This is a genomic window from Actinoplanes sp. NPDC051346, assembly GCF_040682215.1.
In the GTDB taxonomy this organism is placed as follows: domain Bacteria; phylum Actinomycetota; class Actinomycetes; order Mycobacteriales; family Micromonosporaceae; genus Actinoplanes.
The window spans coordinates 349,410-366,216 of record NZ_JBFBAJ010000004.1; the positions used below are offsets into that span (position 1 = coordinate 349,410).

Consider the following 16,807-nt stretch of genomic DNA (forward strand, 5'->3'; position numbering starts at 1 on the left):
ACCGTGCGCTGGGCGTCGGAGAGGCCGCCCGGCACTCAGGTGCCGGGCGGTGTCGCCTCAGGTCGGGACTCAGGCGTAGCTGTAGTTGAGGGTGCTGATGTCGCGCACCGCCGACGGTGTTCTGCCGATGGCGAACGGGCGCATCGTTTCGGTGTTGTCGGTGACGCCGGTGGTTCCGGTTCGGGGCTGGTAGGTGTCGATGCCGCGGCTGCGCTGCCACTGCCACCAGAGCCGGTCGACGTTGCAGTGGTGCAGCCAGAAGACCGGGTCGTTGGGTGCCTCGCGGGTGCCCATGTGGCCACCCACGTAGTTGTGAACGCGGTTGTGCAGGTCGATCTCGTTGCGGTTGCGGTAGCTGTTGCTCACGGTCGAGTTCCACGGGAACTGGTCGTAGACCGTGTAGCTCTGCACCGTGCTCACCGTCGTGGCGGTGGGACGGGTAGCGTTCTGGCCGAGCCGGCGCTGCAGGAACGATGTGGCGATGCTGCTGCGGTAGAGCGACCAGCCCCAGGCGGGGCTGAAGTTGCCGCTCGAGACACTGCCGCTGGTGATCGCGCCGAGGAAGTCGGCGGTGAACGGCGTGGCGGTGCCGGTCCAGTCCCAGTACGGGATGAAGATGTTCGGGTTGCCACTGACCGTCTGCAGGTCGAGCTCCAGCAGCCGCAGGTACTCGCGGTGCCAGGGGAAGAACGACGGCGACTGGTGCGCGTGGCTGATGTTGTCCGTGGTGCGGGCGAAGAACGAGATGTGCTGATCGATGTACCAATTGTAATTTCGTCCGTTGGCGGACGTCGTCTTGAATTGGCGCAGAGCGTTGATGAACGCGGTCTTTTCCGCGGTGGTCAAAGCGGCGACGCTCTTACGTACGACAGCCATTGTTCAGTTACCTTTCAGGTGCGGGAGAGAGGTCGGGGCGCGCGGACGCCGTGGTCAGTGGCGGTGTTCCTGCGCCGCCTCGTCGCTCAGCTCGAGGTCACCCAGGGTGTCGACGGTCTTCTTGGCCAGCTTCTTGAGGCCGTCCTTGTTGGCGTCGGCGTCGATCTCCATCGGGTCGTAGTGGTTGACGGCGCTGATGTACCCGACTCCCACGTGCGGTGCGGACCCGTCCTCCGGTACGAACAATGTGTCGATTGCGGTCAGTGCCAGCTTCTTGTTGTTGATGCGCAGCTCATGCTTGCCGTTGGAGTTGTGGACGCCCTTGATCTTCTTGCCTTTGTAGACCTCGTCGAAGTCGCGAGAGTCCGGGGCGGCGGGGCTCTGCGGGGCCGCGTCGGAGCGTGCCGCGGTGATGGTCTGCATGCCCATCCCGACGGTGGCGACGGCCACCACTCCGGCTGCGCCGTAGCGCATGACGTCACGACGGTTCAGGTCGGCCATAGAATCCTCTTCTGGAAGAAAGCCATACGATGCGGGCATCTCGTGGTTGCCTGACACCGTGGCCGGTGCATGGTCAGGAATGTCGTCGCGGCATTCTCTCGGCCGCGGTAACAGGAAAAAGCTACTGGCGACGGAAGGGGCTCGCAATGGGACGGACGTGGCAGATAACGAGCCCTTTAGCCATTGCGGAGCATCAATGGTCGGGCGCCGCCGGGCGGGCGCCCCGACGAATGGCGGGTTGGCCAGCGGGGATCGACATCCGTCACTGCACGGTGGACGATGGGTCTGCCGCACCCGGGCGGAAACAGGAAAGAAACTGAGGAGTTTTCATGCGAGTGACTGCCACCCTGGCGGCCGCACTGACGGCCGCCGCCGGTCTCATCACCACCGCCGGACCCGCCGCCGCGGCCCCCGTGGCGCATCCGGTCGAGCAGGTCGACGCCGCGTCGGCCGTCGCCCTCCGGGCCGGATTCTTCCAGCAGCTCTACCGTGGCCACCACATCATGGGGTGGGGCCACAACGAGTCGGCCTGCGCCTACATCGGCGGCGTGCAGCTGGTGCTCTACCCCCTCGGCCGCAACCAGTATCTGAGCGCGCTGCAGGCGTACGAACAGGAGCGCGGGGTCGAGGGCATCACCAAGGCCTCGGTGGACGTCCTCGGCGACGCCGACCTGCTCCCGCCCGCGGACCCGGTCGCGCACTGCCCCGAGTTCGTCACCGGTCTCCCCGTAGAAAGCTGACCGGTCTTCCCCAAGGAGAGCTGACCGGTCTTCCCCAAGGAGAGCTGACCGGTCTTCCCCAAGGAGAGCTGACCGGTCTTTCCCGGGAGAGCTGACCGCTCTCCCAGGGAGAGATAGAGGCCTTCCATCCGACGGTGGTGCAGCCGGCGGTCGTCCTTCGGGCGGCCGCCGGCTGCCGTCGTGGGCGGGGAAACTCGGCTCCTGGTGGCCGCAATCGAGGACGTCGCGGCGGATCGTGGACGCGGAGCGCGGTGGGCACGCTGGCGGGGCGAAGCGACGCGGGGCGGGGCGACGGGCGACACGGGGCGGGGTGACGCGGGGCGTGGCGACGCGGGGCGTGGCGACGCGGGGCGGGGTGACGCGGGGCGGGGTGACGCGGGGCGGGGTGACGCGGGGCGTGGCGACGCGGTCAGGGGTGACGCGGGGCGCGGCGGGCGCGGCGGGGTGCGGGCGGGCGACGCGAGGTGGGACGAGGCGAGGCGGGACGAGGCGGGGCGACGCGTGATGACGAGGCGGGCAGGTGGCGGGTCGACCCGCCACCTGCCCGGAGGCTTGCCAGACAGGTAACCCGATGGTTACGCTTTCCCGGTGGACGATGTGGCCGCGGCGATAGCCGACCCCGTGCGCCGGGAGATCCTGGTGATGTTGCGGGAGCGGCGGCTCGCCGCCGGGGAGATCGCCGACCGGTTCGCGATCAGCCGGCCCGCCGTCAGCCGGCATCTGCGGGTGCTGCGGGAGAGCGGCCTCGTCCGTGACACGCTCGCCGGCCGGCAACGCATCTACGAGCTCGACGCGTCGCGGTTCACCGATCTCGTCGCGTGGCTGGGTCAGTTCGCCCGCTCGGACGGCTGGCAGCGACGGCTCGACGCCCTGGAGACCGAGGTCTATCGCACCCGTCGCGAGCGCCGGGTGCGCGGCTCGACGGATCAACGACAGGAGAACACCGCATGACCAACTCTCCGATCGGCCGGCTCTTGCCCACCACCGACGGCCATGATCTTGTCGTGAGTCGCACCTTCCGGGCGCCCATCGAGGACGTGTGGGCCAGTGTGACCGAATCCGATCGCACCGCCCGGTGGTTCGGACCGTGGGAGGGCGATGCCGGGCCCGGCCGCACGATCAAGATGCAGATGGCCTACGAGGATCAGAAACCCTGGTTCGACGTACGGATCGACGCGTGCGAACCGCCGCGGCGCCTGGCCGTGTCGACGAGCGACGAGTCCGGCAGCTGGCGCATCGAGCTGCTGCTGTCGTACGCCGACGGCCGGACGGAGCTGCAGCTCGTTCACCACCTCGACACCACGGACGCGGTCGGCGAGATGGGCCCCGGCTGGGAGTTCTACCTCGACATGCTGGTGGCGGCGCGGGACGGCTCGCCCACGCCGACCTTCGACGACTACTACCCGGCGATGAAGCCCTACTACGAAGCGCTGCGCATGCCGTAGGCGTCGTCGTGGGCGGGCTCGGAGTAGCGGCGCGCCTCGTCGGTCGCCCAGTCCGAGCTGTCCTTGCCTGCCGCGTACAGATACTGGCCGGTGACTTCGTCGTAACGGTAGTACTCGGTGCCGGGGATTCCGTCGCTGTGTGGGTTGAGCAACCTGACGCCGGTCTCCTGGAACCAGGTGATGCCCATGCCGGCGGCGGCGTCCGGGCGGGTGAGTTCGGTGAACCGGAACTCACGGGTGCTGTCGTCCACGAACCAGTCGGACAGTGCGTCGCGGTAGGTATCGACCTGGCCGGTGCGCTGCGGCCAGCTTGTGTCGCCCTGGATCGCCAGTGCCGCCAGCGCCGCCAGCGCCGCGACCAGCGGTTCGGCCGCGGGGTTGGCCGACCGGGTATGCGGAGTGTGGTGCGGGCCGCTGACCCGAACGGGCGGGCTATCGGGCAAGGGAAACGCCCTAGTCGTCGTCATCGTCGAAGCGCCACTGGTGCTTGTAGAGGACGAGAAAGAGGGCGACGGCACCGACGGCCAGAACGGGACCGCCGATGTTGAGAAGCCACAGGCCGGTCGAGGTGCCGGTGTTCTCCTGGTTCGCCACGGTGAAGACCGTGGGATCGTCGGGATCCGTGAAGATCGTCAGGCCGGAGTAGGTGGTCAGCTTCCGGTGCCGCGGGTAGTGGATCGTGCGGTGGTAGCTGATCCCGCCGACGGCATAGGTGAGGTCGGCGGAGGTGCTGAACCGCAGCCTGGTGAGCCAGCTGACCGCGGTGACCTTGGCCTCGACCGGTCGCCCGTTTTCGATCAGGTCGGTGATCGCCCTGCTCCTGTACTCGTCGGCGACGAGCCCGGCGAGGACGAGAACAAGGCCGGCGACGCCGATCGCCACCTCGAGCGGCGCGAACCGCAGCGCCCGACGCGGATCGAACCGGCCCTTGCGCCGCCCATGCCGTGCCATCGTGTGGTGTCCCCGCCCATTCGCCGGCGATGCGACCGTCGCTGCCGATCGTAAGCACCGGGATCGTCGGTTTTTGGCCGCGTCCATTGCCGACACTCGTTCGGGCGCGATACTCACCGTGATCACCCGGTGTAGTCGGGCCGCGCGGGGGCGACCCGCGGCCGCTGCGGCGCCGAACCGCCCCGGATACCCCGGAAGAGGCGATCTATGCAGGGAGAATTCCGTTCATTGTGCAATGACAACTATGTTCGGAAACCTCGTCCAGCGGGTAGCGAAGGGGGCGACGCAGCAACGGACGAACCATGATGGAGGTAGCGATGAGTGACCCCGCTTCGGGAGTCCGCGCACCGGACGCCACCACCGCGGGCTACGGCGAGGTGCCGGTCCAGCCGGCCGTCTCGACCTACCCCGCGAACCAGACGCCGCAGGGCGCTCACTCAGACGAGGGAACCAAGGAGCAGGTCAAGCAGGCGGCGGGGGAGAGCGCGCACGCCGCGGGCCACGCCGTCGGCGAGGTGCGGGACACCGCCAAGGAGCAGGCCCAGCGGGTCGGCGCCGAGGCGAAGACCCAGATGCGCACTGTCGCCTCCGACGTGCGAGACCGGGTCGGCAGCCAGGCCCGTAACCAGAACGACAAGCTCGTCGGCGGTCTGCGACAAGCCGCCGACCAGCTCGACGAGATGCGGGGTGACCGGCAGGAGTCGCCGGCCGCGGCGGTCGTCTCCCGGATCGCCGACGGTGGCCGGCAGATGGCCGACTACCTGGACCGCAACGGGCCCGAGGGCGTCCTTCGCGAGGTCACCGACTTCGCCCGCCGCCGCCCCGGCGCGTTCCTCGCCACGGCGCTGGCCGCCGGCTTCGTGGCCGGGCGGCTCGGCAAGGGCGTCCTGAAGGCGGACGAGCCGGCCTCGAGTGAGACCGGACGCGCCGACGACGCCGACAAGCCGCGGACGGACGCCTTCGTCTCCGGCACGGGCGGCACCTACGGCACCAGCTACGGCACCGGACCGGCCGGCACGACCGCCGCGCCGAGCGCGGCCACGAGGTACACCGACCCGGCCGGATACACCGACCCGGCCGGCACCACCACCGGCGGGTACCCGGCGGCCGGCACCGAGTACGCCTCCACCGGCACGGGCAAGCCCGTCGTGGTGGACGAGGAGTATCCGGGCGGCATCCGATGACCGTCCCGTACCCGACCGACCATGACCGGGCCGAGGAGGTCTCCGCGACCTCCGTCGGCGAACTGATCGGCAACATCAGCGACGACCTGTCCCAGCTTTTCCGCCAGGAGGTGGAGCTGGCGAAGGCCGAGCTCAAGCAGGAGGCCGCCAAGGCGGGCAAGGCCGCCGGCATGCTCGGCGGTGCCGGGTTCGCGGGATACCTCGCGGTGGTGCTGCTGAGCCTGGCCCTCGTCTTCGGGCTGGGCAACGTGATGGATCTGGGCTGGGCCGCCCTCATCGTCGCCGTCCTCTGGGGCGTCGCGGGCGCGGTCCTCTACGTCACCGGACGCAAGCAGCTCAAGACCGTCGATCCCATGCCCCGCCGCACCGTCGACACCCTCAAGGAGGACGCGCAATGGCTGAAGAACCCGACCGGCTGAGGCAGGAGATCGAGGCGACGCGGGCCTCGCTGACGCGCGACGTGGATCTGCTGGCGGAGAAGACGAGCCCGAGGCAGGTGGCCCGGCGCCGCTGGACCGCGGTGAAGGAGAAGGTCATGGGTACCACCGAGCAGGCCCGCCACAGCACGTCCGGTGCCGCGCACACGGCGGCGGGCACGATGCAGGACAAAGCGTCGCAGCTGGGCGACAAGGCCTCGGAGCTGAGCGACCGGGCCGGCGAGAAAGCGCACGACGTCGCCGACGCGGTCAAGGGCGCGCCGCACGCGGTGGCGCAGCAGACCCAGGGCAACCCCCTCGCGGCCGGGATCATCGCCTTCGGCGTGGGCATGCTGGCGGCCACGCTGATCCCGGTCTCCGAGGCCGAGAAACGCGCCGGCGAGCAGCTCAAGGAGCACAGCGGCGACCTGACCGACCGGGTCAAGGAGGTCGCCACGGAGCTCAAGGACGAGGTCACCGGCACGGTGCAGCAGGCCGCCGGGCAGCTCAAGGAGACCGCCGCCGACGCCGCGCAGACGACCAAGGACCAGGCGCGTTCCTCGGCGCAGGATGCCAAGGAGCAGAGCAGGCAGGCCGTCGCCGACGCCCGTTCCTGAGGCGTCTCCTCCGCGTATGCCGCTTCCTGCCGGGGCACCCGCCTGGCAGGAAGCGGCACGCGAGGGAGCGACATGAAGATCGGTCACAAGCTGCGGTCGCCGCCGAGCGTGCCGGGTTCGACTTCGTCGAGTTCAGCGACCACGACCACCCCTGGGCCGGCGCCTGACCCGGCTCACCAACCGCCGGGCGGTGCCTCGATGTGGACCGCCTTGGTCACCGTCAGCTCGTCGAGCAGCTCCGGTCCGTACCCGAATCCCTGCCCGCTGCCGCGACGCGGATGCGCGGCACCGCCCGGGGCACCGCCGAAGACCGCGTTCACCTTCACCGTTCCCGCGGGCAGTTCGCGCCAGGCGCGCTGGGCGTGGTTCATCGAGCCGGTCAGCACGGTCGCGGCCAGCCCGTACGGCGAGTCCGCCGAGCGCGCCAGCGCCTCGGCGAACGAGTCCACGGCGACCACCGGCGCGACCGGGCCGAACGTCTCCTCCCGCACGACGGCCATGTCGTCGGTGCAGTCGGCGAGAACGGTCGGCGGGTAGTACGCACCCGGCCCCTCGGGCACCTCGCCGCCGGCGAGCACCCGCGCGCCCGCCGCGACGGCCTCGCTGACCCGCGCGTGCACCGCCTCGCGCAGCCGGGTGTCGACCAGGGGGCCGATGGTCCACCGGTTCGCCTCGGCGGTCAGCGCCGCCAGGAACGGCGCGGCCACGTCCCGGTGCGCGTAGATCCGCTCGACCGCCACGCAGATCTGCCCGGAGTTGGCGAACGCGCCCAGCGCGGCCTGCCGTGCCGCCCATCCTGGGTCCACATCGGCGTCCACGACGAGCGGATCGTTGCCGCCGTTCTCCAGCAGCGCCTTCGCGCCCGTGCGGGCGCATGCCGCGGCGATCGCCCGGCCCGTCGCGGTGGAGCCGACGTGCGCGACCACGTCCACGGCCGTGGCGGCGAGCGCCGCACCGACGGGCCCGTCGCCGTTGAGCAGGGAGAGAACCCCGTCCGGGAAGTGCGGGGCGAGCAGCCGCGCCAGCCGCCAGCCCGTCGCCGGGGTGCGCTCGCTCGGCTTGTAGATCACGGTGTTGCCGGTGACCAGGGCGGCGCCCAGCAGCCCGCAGGAGACCGCCACCGGGTCGTTCCAGGGGGTGACGGCGGCGACGACGCCGCGCGGGCCGTACGCCATCAGGTCGATCGCGTCGTCGTTGCCGGCCAGGGCGCGGCCACGGTGGGTCGGGCCGAGCTCGGCGTACTGGCGCAGGGTGCCGACACCCGCACCGATCGAGTCCCTGGCGTCGCCGGTGGGTTTGCCCATCTCGGCCGTCATGAGGCGCGCGAGCCCATCGGTCGCCGCCTCCACCGCGTTCGCCGCGGCGTGCAGTGCCGCCGCCCGTGCCGCCGGTGCCGTACGCGCCCAGGTCGGCGCGGTGTCGCGCGCGGCCTTCACCGCCGCGCCGACGTCGGCCTTGGAGGCGACCGGCACGGTGGTGACCGGCTCGCCGGTCGCTGGATCGAGGACGGTCAGAGTGCGTGTTCCGCTTCCGGGACCCCAGGTGCCACCGATGAGCTGCTCGAGGTTCATGGGCGCCGGGATGCCCAGGCCCCGATGCTCCAAACGTGCGCGCCGACGCCAGATCAGTGCAGCTCAGCGCTCGCATATGAAGTTTCGAAGAAGTCGTTGATCATGTGAGTAAGTCGCAAGGACCGGGGTACCCGGCGGCCCATGCGTGTCCTGGGAATCAACGCGATCTTCCACGATCCGGCCGCTGCCTTGATCGTGGACGGTCGGGTCGTCGCGGCGGCGGAGGAGGAGCGCTTCAGCCGTCGCAAGCACGGCAAGCGGCCCGTACCGTTCGCGGCCTGGGAGCTTCCGGAGCTGTCGGCCGCCTGGTGCCTGGAAGAGGCCGGGTTGAGGCCGGGCGACCTCGACGCCGTCGCCTACTCCTTCGACCCGGGGCTGACCCGTGACGCCACGAGCCTCGGGCTCAGCGACCCGTGGGACCACCTTCGCGTCGACTACGCCCGCCGGGCGCCGCAGTTCCTCGCCGCGGCGCTGCCGGGTCTCGACCCGGAGCAGGTCCGCTTCGTGGCGCACCATGTCGCGCACGCCGCCTCGGCGGGACTGTCCATCGCCGAGGACAGCGCGGTGCTGGTTCTCGACGGACGCGGCGAGGTCGCCAGCCACCTCGCCGGTGCCTACCGCGACGGGCGGCTCACCACGTACGCGAGCCAGGAACTGCCGCACTCGCTGGGCCTGCTCTACGAGGACCTCACCCGCCACCTCGGCTTCCTGCACTCGTCCGACGAATACAAGGTGATGGCGCTTGCCTCGTACGGCCGCCCGAGGTACCTCGACCTGTTCCGCGAGTGGGTGCACGCGAACGACGACGGCGGCTTCACGGTCGAGCGCATCGACTGGGGTGCGCTGGCCAAGGCGCGTACGGCCGAGGGCGAGATGACCGAGGCACACAAAGACCTCGCGTCGAGCGTCCAGGCGCGGCTGGAAGAGGTGCTGCTCGACCTGGCCCGCTGGACGTACGAGGCGTCCGGCGGCCTCCGGACGCTGACCATGGCCGGGGGCACCGCGCTGAACTGCGTGGCCAACGCGCGCATCGCCGCCGAGGGCCCGTTCGACCGGGTCTGGGTGCAGCCCGCCGCCGGCGACTCCGGCACCGCCCTCGGCGCCGCGTGCGCGGTGGCCCGCGACGACGGCCCGATCGCCGCGTTCACCGGCGCCGACCTTGGCCGCGGCTGGAGCGACGAGGACCTGGAGGCCGAGCTGAAGCGGGCGGCGCTGCCCTACACCCGGCCGCGGTCGATCGCCGCCGAGGCCGCGCGGGTCCTCGCCGCCAACGGCATCGTGGCCTGGCACCAGGGTCGCGGCGAGTACGGCCCGCGCGCGCTGGGGCACCGCTCGCTGCTCGCCCACCCCGGCGACGCCCACACCCAGACCCGGATGAACGACATCAAGGGCCGCGAACAGTTCCGCCCGATCGCGCCGATGGTGCGCGCCGAGCGCTTCGCCGACATCTTCGACGGGGTCTGTCCCAGCCCGTACATGCTCTTCGTGCACCGGGTGAAGCCGGAGTGGAGGGACCGTATCCCGGCGGTTACCCACGTCGACGGCACCGCGCGCGTGCAGACCGTCCACACCGACACCGAGCCGGTGGTCGCGGAGATGCTGGCCGAGTTCGAGCGCCGCACCGGCCTGCCGGTGGTGGTCAACACCTCGCTCAACACCGCGGGGCGGCCGATGGTGGACACCCCGCGCGAGGCGATGGAGTTGTTCGGCTCCGCACCCGTCGACCTGCTCGCCCTCGGCCCGTTCGCCGTGCACCGCGCCCGGGCGTTCGAGGACGGTCGATGACCGGCGTCTCGGTGGTGGTGCCCACCCTGGGACGGCCCAGTCTGACGGCCCTGCTGGGAGCGCTGGCCGCGGGTGAGCCGGCGCGCGGGACGGTGGAATTCCTGCTCGTCGACGACCGGCGTGACGCGACGCGAGAGCTACCGGTGCCGCCCGGCGTCGACTGCGAGGTCCTCACCGGACGCGCCGCCGGCCCCGCTGCCGCCCGCAACGTGGGTTGGCACGCGGCGCGCCACAAGTGGGTGGCGTTCCTCGACGACGACGTGGTGCCGGACCCGGACTGGCTCACCCGCCTGCACGACGACCTGACCGGCGCCGGCCCCGACGTCGGGGGAGTGCAGGGCGTCCTGCGGGTGCCGCTGCCCACCGGGCGCCGCCCCACCGACTGGGAGCGGGTCACCGCCGCGCTCGCCGACGGTGCCTGGATCACCGCGGACATGGCGTACCGGCGTGCCGCGCTGGGCGCCGCCGGTGGCTTCGACGAGCGGCTGCCCCGGGCGTTCCGCGAGGACGCCGAGCTTGCCCACCGGGTGCGACAGGCGGGTTACCGGCTGGTCCGGGGAGCGCGGACGGTCACCCACCCGGTGCGTCCGGAGAACCGCTGGGTCAGCGTACGCACGCAGCGCGGCAACGCCGACGACGCCCTTCTGCACCACCTGTACGGCCGCGGCTGGCGTACCCGGCTCGAGATCCCGCCGGGACGCCGCCGTCGGCACCTGGCGGTGACCGCCGCGGGGGCTCTCGCCGCGGCGGTCACCGTCCCCGCCCTGCTCACCGGTCGCCGTGCCTGGACGGTCGCCGCGGGCGTCGCGGCGGTGGTCTGGGCCGCCGGCACCGCGGAGTTCGCCGCCGCCCGGATCGCGCCGGGACCGCGCACCGCCCGCGAAGTCACCACGATGGTGTTGACCAGCGTGGCGATCCCACCGGTCGCCACCGTCCACTGGCTGCGGGGCTGGGCCCGCTGGCGCGGCGCCCGTCCACTGGGGTCCGCACGGTGAGCGGGCTCTACGACGCGGCGCTGTTCGACCGGGACGGCACGCTGATCGTGGACGTGCCCTACAACGGGGACCCCGCGCTGGTGCGGCCGATGCCCGGCGCGCGGGAGGCCCTGGACCGGCTGCGGACCGCCGGGCTGCGGCTGGGCGTCGTCACCAACCAGTCCGGGCTGGCCCGGGGACGGTTCACCGCCGCGCAGCTCGACGCCGTCCACGCGCGCGTCGAGGAGCTGCTCGGACCGTTCGACGTATGGCGGATCTGCCCCCACGACGACGCGGCGCTCTGCCGCTGCCGCAAGCCCGCGCCGGGGATGATCGAGGACGCCGCGGCCGCCCTCGGCACCGTCGCGCAGCGCTGTGTCGTCGTCGGAGACATCGGCCGGGACATGGTCGCCGCCGGCGCGGCCGGGGCCGCCGGCATCATGGTGCCCACCGAGGTGACGCTGGCACCCGAGATCGCCGCCGCGCCCGCCGTCACCGACGACCTGACGGCCGCCGCCGATCTGATCCTGCGACGGCGGGCGCTGGTGACGCCGGTCGTCCGCCGCTCCCGGGCGGGCACTGTGCTGGTCGTGCGGTCCGACTCCGCCGGTGACGTGTTGCTGACCGGTCCGGGCATCCGCGCGGTCGCGGCCGGCGCCGAGCGTGTCGTGCTGCTCTGCGGCCCGCGCGGCCGGGCCGCCGCCGAACTGCTGCCCGGCGTCGACGAGATCGTCGAGGCCCGGCTGCCCTGGATCGACCCACAACCGCGGGCCGTCGACGCGGCCTTCGTCCGGGACCTCACCGATCGGCTCGCCGCGACCGGCGCCGAGGAGGCCGTCGTCTTCACCTCGTTCCACCAGTCGGCGCTGCCACTGGCCCTGCTGCTGCGCGCCGCCGGGGTCGGCCGGATCACCGCGATCAGCGAGGACTACCCCGGGTCGCTGCTCGACGTGCGGCACCGCGTACCCGTGGGTGTCCCGGAGGCGGAACGGGCGCGCTCGGTCGCCGCCGCCGCGGGGTTCGCCCTGCCCGACACCGACGACGGCGGACTGCGGATCACGCTCGGGCCGGTCCGTGACGACGGGGACTACCTCGTGGTGCACCCCGGCGCCTCCGTCGAGGCCCGCTCGTGCCCGCCGGAGACGATGCGGGCCGTCGTCGCCGCTCTCGCCGCGGAGGGGCACCGGGTTCTGGTGACCGGCGGGCCGGAGGAGCGGAACCTCGCCGCCTTCGTGGCCGGCGCCGCCGCCACCGACGCCGGACCGACCACCATGGCCGGGCTCGCGGGCCTGCTCGCCGGCGCGGCCGGCGCCGTCGTGGCCAACACCGGGCCGGCCCACCTCGCCGCCGCGGTCGGCATCCCGGTCGTGAGCCTCTACGCCCCGACGGTCCCCTTCGGCCAGTGGGGGCCCTACCGGGTGCCTCACGTCCGCCTCGGCGATTCCGCCGCCGCCTGCCGGGACACCCGCGCCACCCGCTGCCCCGTCCCCGGGCATCCCTGCCTGTCGACCGTCCGGCCCGCCGATGTGCTCGCCGCGCTGCGGCTGCTCGGGGTGCGGAGCCCGGAGAAGCGAACGGAAGAGGTCGCCGCGTGAACATTCTGCTCTGGCACGTGCACGGCTCCTGGACGACGTCGTTCGTCCAGGGCAAGCACCGCTACCTCGTCCCGGTCAACGCCGGGCGCGACGAGTGGGGGCGCGGCCGGGCCCGCACCTTCGACTGGCCGGACACCGTCGAGGAGATCGACGTGGGCGCCCTGCGGCCGGACGACATCGACGTGATCGTGGTGCAGCGCCCCGAGGAGCAGATGCGCGTCGCACACCTGCGCGCGCCGAAGATCTACGTCGAGCACAACACCCCCAAGGGCGACGTCCCGAACTCGCGGCACCCGATGGCCGACCGCGACGACCTCGTCGTCGCCCACGTCACCCACTTCAACGAGCTGTTCTGGGACACCGGCGCCACCCGCACCACGGTGATCGAGCACGGCATCGTCGAACCCGCCGCCCGCTGGACCGGCGAGCTCGAGCGGTTCGCGGTCGTCACCAACGAGCCGGTGCGGCGCCACCGGGTCACCGGCACCGATCTGATGCCGCGGTTCGCCGCGGTCGCACCCCTGGACGTGTACGGCATGGGCGTCGCCGGCCTGCGGTTCGAGAACGTCACAGCGTACGACGACCCGCCGCAGGCGCGGATGCACGAGGCGATCGCCCGGCGGCGCGCGTACCTGCACCTGTGCCGGTGGACCTCGTTGGGGTTGAGCCTGATCGAGGCCATGCAACTCGGGATGCCGGTCCTGGCCCTGGCCACGACCGAGGCCGTCGCCGCCGTGCCGGGCGACGCGGGGGTGCTCTCCACCCGGGTCGCCACCCTGGTCGACGCGGCGCGGTGGCTGATCGACGAGCCGGAGGCGGCCCGCCGGATGGGCGCCCGCGCCCGCCAGGTCGCCCTGGCCCGCTACGGCCTCGACCGCTTCCTCGCGGACTGGGACCGACTGCTGGAAGAGGAAACATGCGCATCGCGATGATCTCGGAGCACGCCAGCCCGCTGTCCGCCCTCGGCGGCGTCGACGCCGGCGGCCAGAACGCCCACGTGGCCGCGCTGGCCGCCGCGCTGGTCGAGCAGGGTCACGAGGTCCGCGTCTACACCCGCCGTGACGATCCGGCGTCGCCGCCGGTCGACGGGACGCACGGCTTCGACGTGGTGCACGTGCCTGCCGGGCCCGCGATGACGCTGGCCAAGGACGACCTGCTGCCGTACATGGGCGAATTCGCCGAGTGGATCGCCGCCGATTGGCGCGGCACCTGGTCGCCCGACGTGGTGCACGCGCACTTCTGGATGAGCGGGTTGGCGGCGGTCACCGCCGCCCGCGCCTGCGACGTGCCGGTCGTGCTCACCTACCACGCGCTCGGCTCGGTGAAGCGCCGCCATCAGGGCGTCGCGGACACCAGCCCGGAGCACCGGATCTCCTACGAGTGTCAGCTCGGCCGCGTCGTCGACCGGGTCGTCGCGCAGTGCCGGGACGAGGTCCGCGAGCTGCGGCTGATGGGCGTGCCGCGCGGCCAGCTGGCACTGGTGCCCTCCGGCGTCGACACCACGCTGTTTCGCCCCGACGGGTCGGCCGAGCCCCGCGACCCGGACCGGCCGCGCGTCCTGACCGTCGGGCGGCTGGTCGCCCGCAAGGGCTACGAGGACCTCGTCCGGGCCATGCCCGCGGTTCCCGGCGCCGAGCTGGTGATCGTCGGTGGACCACCCGACGGCCGCCTCGACGACGACCCGTACGCCCGCCGCCTGCGCGCGCTGGCCGAGCGGTGCCGCGTGGCCGACCGGGTCCGGCTGGCCGGGGCGGTGGCCGCCGCGGACATGCCGCGCTGGTACCGCTCCGCGGACGTGCTCGCCGCGGCGCCCTGGTACGAGCCGTTCGGACTCACCCCGCTCGAGGCGATGGCGTGCGGCGTACCGGTCGTCGGCACCGCCGTCGGCGGCCTGACCGACACGGTCGTCGACGGCGTCACCGGCGACCTCGTCCCGGCCCGCGAGCCCCGCGAGCTCGGCCTGGCCCTGCGCCGGCTGCTCGGTGACGACGTGCGCCGCGTCTCGTACGCGTCGGCCGCGGCCGAGCGCGCCGCGCGTTCCTACTCGTGGCGGCGCGTCGCCACCCGGATCGCCGCGGTCTACGCGTCCGTCGCGGGCCCGCACCTGACCAGCACGGAGTCCCACCGAGAGGCGGTTGTGTGATGGATCCGTTGGACACCCATGTGCGCGGCCTGGCGGCGGCGCTGGGGCCGTACCGGGCCGTGGCGGCCGGGCGGCTCGCCCGGTGGGGCGCCCAGCTCGCCCACCATCTCGGCACCGGCGGGCGGCTGCTGGTCGCCGGCAACGGCGGCAGCGCGGCCGAGGCCCAGCATCTCGCCGCCGAGCTGGTCGGACGGCTGCGCGACGAGCGGATGCCGCTGTCGGCCATCGCCCTGACCCCGGACTCCTCGACGGTCACCGCGATCAGCAACGACTACGGCTACGACGAGGTGTTCGCCCGCCAGGTGCGCGCGCACGGCCGCCCCGGCGACGTGCTCGTGCTGATGTCGACCAGCGGCCGCAGCCCCAATCTCGTGCGGGCCGCGAACGCCGCCCGCGAGCTGGGCGTGCGCACGTGGGCCCTGGTCGGCGACGGGCCGAGCCCGCTCGCCGAGGCCTGCGACGAGGCGCTGTGTTGTCCCTCCGACGACTCGCAGGTCGTGCAGGAGCTGCACCTCATCTCGGTCCACGTGATGTGCGAGTACCTCGACCGGGCGCTGCCCGCGGTCCTGGGCGAAGCGGTCTGCGCCCGGCGCGAGGCGGTGCTGGTGTCATGAGTCGCCGGCCCCTACTGGTCGTGGTCGGCGACACCCTGCTCGACCGCGACATCGACGGCGCCGTACGCCGGGTCGCCCCGGACGCGCCCGCCCCGGTCCTCGACGAGAAATCGGTCGCCGACCGCCCCGGCGGTGCGGGCCTCGCCGCCCTGCTCGCCGCCGGCCGGGACCACGACGTCGCGCTGGTCACCGCCCTCGCCGACGACCCCGCCGCGGCCCGGCTCACCGAGCTGCTCACCGCCGCCGGCGTCGCGGTGTACGCGCTGCCGCTGCCCGGCGCCACCCCGGAGAAGATCCGCCTGCGCGCCGGCGGCCACGTCCTCGTGCGCCTCGACCGTGGCGGCGAGCCGGAACCGCCCGGCGCCGCGCCCGAGGCCGCCCTCGAGGTGCTCCGCGCCGCCACCGCCGTCCTGGTCAGCGACTACGGCCGCGGCCTCACCCGGCAGCCGGACCTGCGACGGGCGCTCGAGGAGACCACAGCGCCGATCGTGTGGGACCCGCACCCGCACGGCGCCGCGCCGGTGCCGAACGTGCGCCTGGTGACCCCGAACGAGTCCGAGGTCCGCGCGCTGACCGGCGACGCCGGCGGCGGCCCGATGCTCGCCGCCGTCCAGCGGGCCGGGCAGCGGCTGCGGCATCGCTGGCGTGCCGGCGCGGTGGCGGTCACCGTCGGCCGGGCCGGCGCGGTGCTCTGCCACCAGGGGCCGACGCCGCTGGTGGTGCCGGCCCCCGACGAGGCGGACGGGGACACCTGCGGCGCGGGGGACCGGTTCGCCGCCACTGCCGCTCTCGCGCTCGCCCGTGGCGCGCTCGTTTCCGAGGCGGTCCAGGAGGCCGTCGCCGCCGCGACCGCGTACGTGGCCGCCGGCGGTGTCACCACGGCGCTGGCCCCCGCGCGCAAGCCCGAGCGCCGGGAGCGGATCGGCGCGGAGGAAGCGGGCCGGCTGGTCGCCGAGACCCGGGCGCGCGGCGGCACGGTCGTGGCCACCGGCGGCTGCTTCGACCTGCTCCACATCGGGCATCTGGCGACCCTGAAGGCGGCCCGCAAGCTCGGCGACTGCCTGGTCGTCTGCCTCAACTCCGACCGCAGCGTTGCCGCGTTGAAGGGGCCGGAGCGCCCGCTGACCGCCGAGGTCGACCGGGCCCGGCTGTTGGCCGCCCTCGACTGCGTCGACGCCGTCGTGATCTTCGACGAGCCGACGCCCGAGGCGGTGCTCACCCGGCTGCGCCCCGACGTGTGGGTCAAGGGAGGCGATTACGCCGACGGCGGACCCGACCTGCCCGAGGCCGCGCTCATGCGCCGCTGGGGCGGCCAGACCGTGATCGTGCCCTATCTCGACGGTCGCTCCACCACCGGAACAATCGCCGCGGCACAGGCCGCCACCAGGAGGTAAC

At 73.0% G+C, this 16,807-nt stretch carries 18 protein-coding genes; 13 read left to right on the forward strand and 5 right to left on the reverse strand.

All coding sequences use genetic code 11. The features are described 5' to 3' along the window. Positions 1 to 69: 69 nt before the first annotated feature. Both AB0M36_RS12915 and AB0M36_RS12920 read right to left on the reverse strand, forming a co-directional pair. Positions 70 to 876 (reverse strand): tyrosinase family protein, encoded by an 807-nt coding sequence (locus tag AB0M36_RS12915; RefSeq protein WP_364155953.1) that lies wholly within the window; start codon positions 874 to 876, stop codon positions 70 to 72. A gap of 54 nt (positions 877 to 930) precedes the next feature. Beyond that, the gene (locus tag AB0M36_RS12920; protein WP_364155955.1) at positions 931 to 1,377 is read right to left on the reverse strand and encodes a tyrosinase family oxidase copper chaperone; all 447 of its coding nucleotides are present in this window, start codon (positions 1,375 to 1,377) and stop codon (positions 931 to 933) included. A 329-nt stretch (positions 1,378 to 1,706) separates the two neighbouring features. On the opposite strand from AB0M36_RS12920, the gene AB0M36_RS12925 reads away from it, so the two are divergent. From AB0M36_RS12925 to AB0M36_RS12935, 3 genes are all read left to right on the forward strand, one after another. Further along, positions 1,707 to 2,117, forward strand: coding sequence for a tyrosinase family oxidase copper chaperone (locus AB0M36_RS12925; protein WP_364155958.1), 411 nt, complete (start codon positions 1,707 to 1,709; stop codon positions 2,115 to 2,117). Between the two features lie 588 nt (positions 2,118 to 2,705). After that, positions 2,706 to 3,068, forward strand: a complete 363-nt coding sequence (locus tag AB0M36_RS12930; protein ID WP_364155961.1) for a metalloregulator ArsR/SmtB family transcription factor — start codon at positions 2,706 to 2,708, stop codon at positions 3,066 to 3,068. Further along, positions 3,065 to 3,562 carry an SRPBCC family protein gene (locus tag AB0M36_RS12935; protein ID WP_364155963.1) on the forward strand — a complete coding sequence of 166 codons (498 nt, stop codon included), beginning with the start codon at positions 3,065 to 3,067 and terminating at the stop codon, positions 3,560 to 3,562. Before AB0M36_RS12930 ends, AB0M36_RS12935 begins: the two co-directional genes overlap by 4 nt. Here AB0M36_RS12935 and AB0M36_RS12940 read toward each other — a convergent pair. Next, on the reverse strand, positions 3,538 to 4,005 hold the full coding sequence (locus AB0M36_RS12940; protein ID WP_364155966.1) for a hypothetical protein: 468 nt from the start codon (positions 4,003 to 4,005) through the stop codon (positions 3,538 to 3,540). The two genes, AB0M36_RS12935 and AB0M36_RS12940, sit on opposite strands and share 25 nt — an antisense overlap. A gap of 10 nt (positions 4,006 to 4,015) precedes the next feature. Further along, positions 4,016 to 4,513 (reverse strand): hypothetical protein, encoded by a 498-nt coding sequence (locus AB0M36_RS12945; RefSeq protein ID WP_364155969.1) that lies wholly within the window; start codon positions 4,511 to 4,513, stop codon positions 4,016 to 4,018. Positions 4,514 to 4,830: 317 nt separating this feature from the next. Here AB0M36_RS12945 and AB0M36_RS12950 point away from each other — a divergent pair, with 317 nt between their 5' ends. The 3 genes from AB0M36_RS12950 to AB0M36_RS12960 are packed head-to-tail and all read left to right on the forward strand — an operon-like array spanning position 4,831 to position 6,730. Next, positions 4,831 to 5,697, forward strand: coding sequence for a hypothetical protein (locus AB0M36_RS12950; protein ID WP_364155972.1), 867 nt, complete (start codon positions 4,831 to 4,833; stop codon positions 5,695 to 5,697). Beyond that, the gene (locus AB0M36_RS12955; protein ID WP_364155975.1) at positions 5,694 to 6,116 is read left to right on the forward strand and encodes a phage holin family protein; all 423 of its coding nucleotides are present in this window, start codon (positions 5,694 to 5,696) and stop codon (positions 6,114 to 6,116) included. Before AB0M36_RS12950 ends, AB0M36_RS12955 begins: the two co-directional genes overlap by 4 nt. Next, on the forward strand, positions 6,092 to 6,730 hold the full coding sequence (locus AB0M36_RS12960) for a DUF3618 domain-containing protein (RefSeq protein ID WP_364155977.1): 639 nt from the start codon (positions 6,092 to 6,094) through the stop codon (positions 6,728 to 6,730). The genes AB0M36_RS12955 and AB0M36_RS12960 overlap by 25 nt, the downstream gene beginning before the upstream one ends. A gap of 173 nt (positions 6,731 to 6,903) precedes the next feature. On the opposite strand, the gene AB0M36_RS12965 is transcribed toward AB0M36_RS12960, so the two are convergent. Further along, positions 6,904 to 8,301 (reverse strand): aldehyde dehydrogenase family protein, encoded by a 1,398-nt coding sequence (locus AB0M36_RS12965; RefSeq protein ID WP_364155981.1) that lies wholly within the window; start codon positions 8,299 to 8,301, stop codon positions 6,904 to 6,906. A 141-nt stretch (positions 8,302 to 8,442) separates the two neighbouring features. Between AB0M36_RS12965 and AB0M36_RS12970 the strand changes: the two genes are divergently transcribed. From AB0M36_RS12970 to AB0M36_RS13000, 7 genes are read left to right on the forward strand one after another with little or no spacing between them, the layout of a single operon-like run. Beyond that, positions 8,443 to 10,086, forward strand: coding sequence for a carbamoyltransferase C-terminal domain-containing protein (locus AB0M36_RS12970; protein WP_364155984.1), 1,644 nt, complete (start codon positions 8,443 to 8,445; stop codon positions 10,084 to 10,086). Then, positions 10,083 to 11,081: a glycosyltransferase gene (locus AB0M36_RS12975; RefSeq protein ID WP_364155988.1), complete on the forward strand. Its 999-nt coding sequence runs from the start codon at positions 10,083 to 10,085 to the stop codon at positions 11,079 to 11,081. The genes AB0M36_RS12970 and AB0M36_RS12975 overlap by 4 nt, the downstream gene beginning before the upstream one ends. Next, the gene (locus AB0M36_RS12980) at positions 11,078 to 12,655 is read left to right on the forward strand and encodes an HAD-IIIA family hydrolase (RefSeq protein ID WP_364155991.1); all 1,578 of its coding nucleotides are present in this window, start codon (positions 11,078 to 11,080) and stop codon (positions 12,653 to 12,655) included. Before AB0M36_RS12975 ends, AB0M36_RS12980 begins: the two co-directional genes overlap by 4 nt. Then, positions 12,652 to 13,587, forward strand: coding sequence for a glycosyltransferase (locus AB0M36_RS12985; RefSeq protein WP_364155994.1), 936 nt, complete (start codon positions 12,652 to 12,654; stop codon positions 13,585 to 13,587). The genes AB0M36_RS12980 and AB0M36_RS12985 overlap by 4 nt, the downstream gene beginning before the upstream one ends. Beyond that, positions 13,572 to 14,798, forward strand: coding sequence for a glycosyltransferase (locus AB0M36_RS12990; RefSeq protein ID WP_364155997.1), 1,227 nt, complete (start codon positions 13,572 to 13,574; stop codon positions 14,796 to 14,798). Before AB0M36_RS12985 ends, AB0M36_RS12990 begins: the two co-directional genes overlap by 16 nt. Further along, complete coding sequence (locus AB0M36_RS12995; RefSeq protein WP_364156000.1) at positions 14,798 to 15,412, forward strand: SIS domain-containing protein; 615 nt, start codon at positions 14,798 to 14,800, stop codon at positions 15,410 to 15,412. Before AB0M36_RS12990 ends, AB0M36_RS12995 begins: the two co-directional genes overlap by 1 nt. Continuing rightward, positions 15,409 to 16,806: a PfkB family carbohydrate kinase gene (locus AB0M36_RS13000; RefSeq protein ID WP_364156003.1), complete on the forward strand. Its 1,398-nt coding sequence runs from the start codon at positions 15,409 to 15,411 to the stop codon at positions 16,804 to 16,806. Before AB0M36_RS12995 ends, AB0M36_RS13000 begins: the two co-directional genes overlap by 4 nt. Position 16,807: the final 1 nt, after the last annotated feature.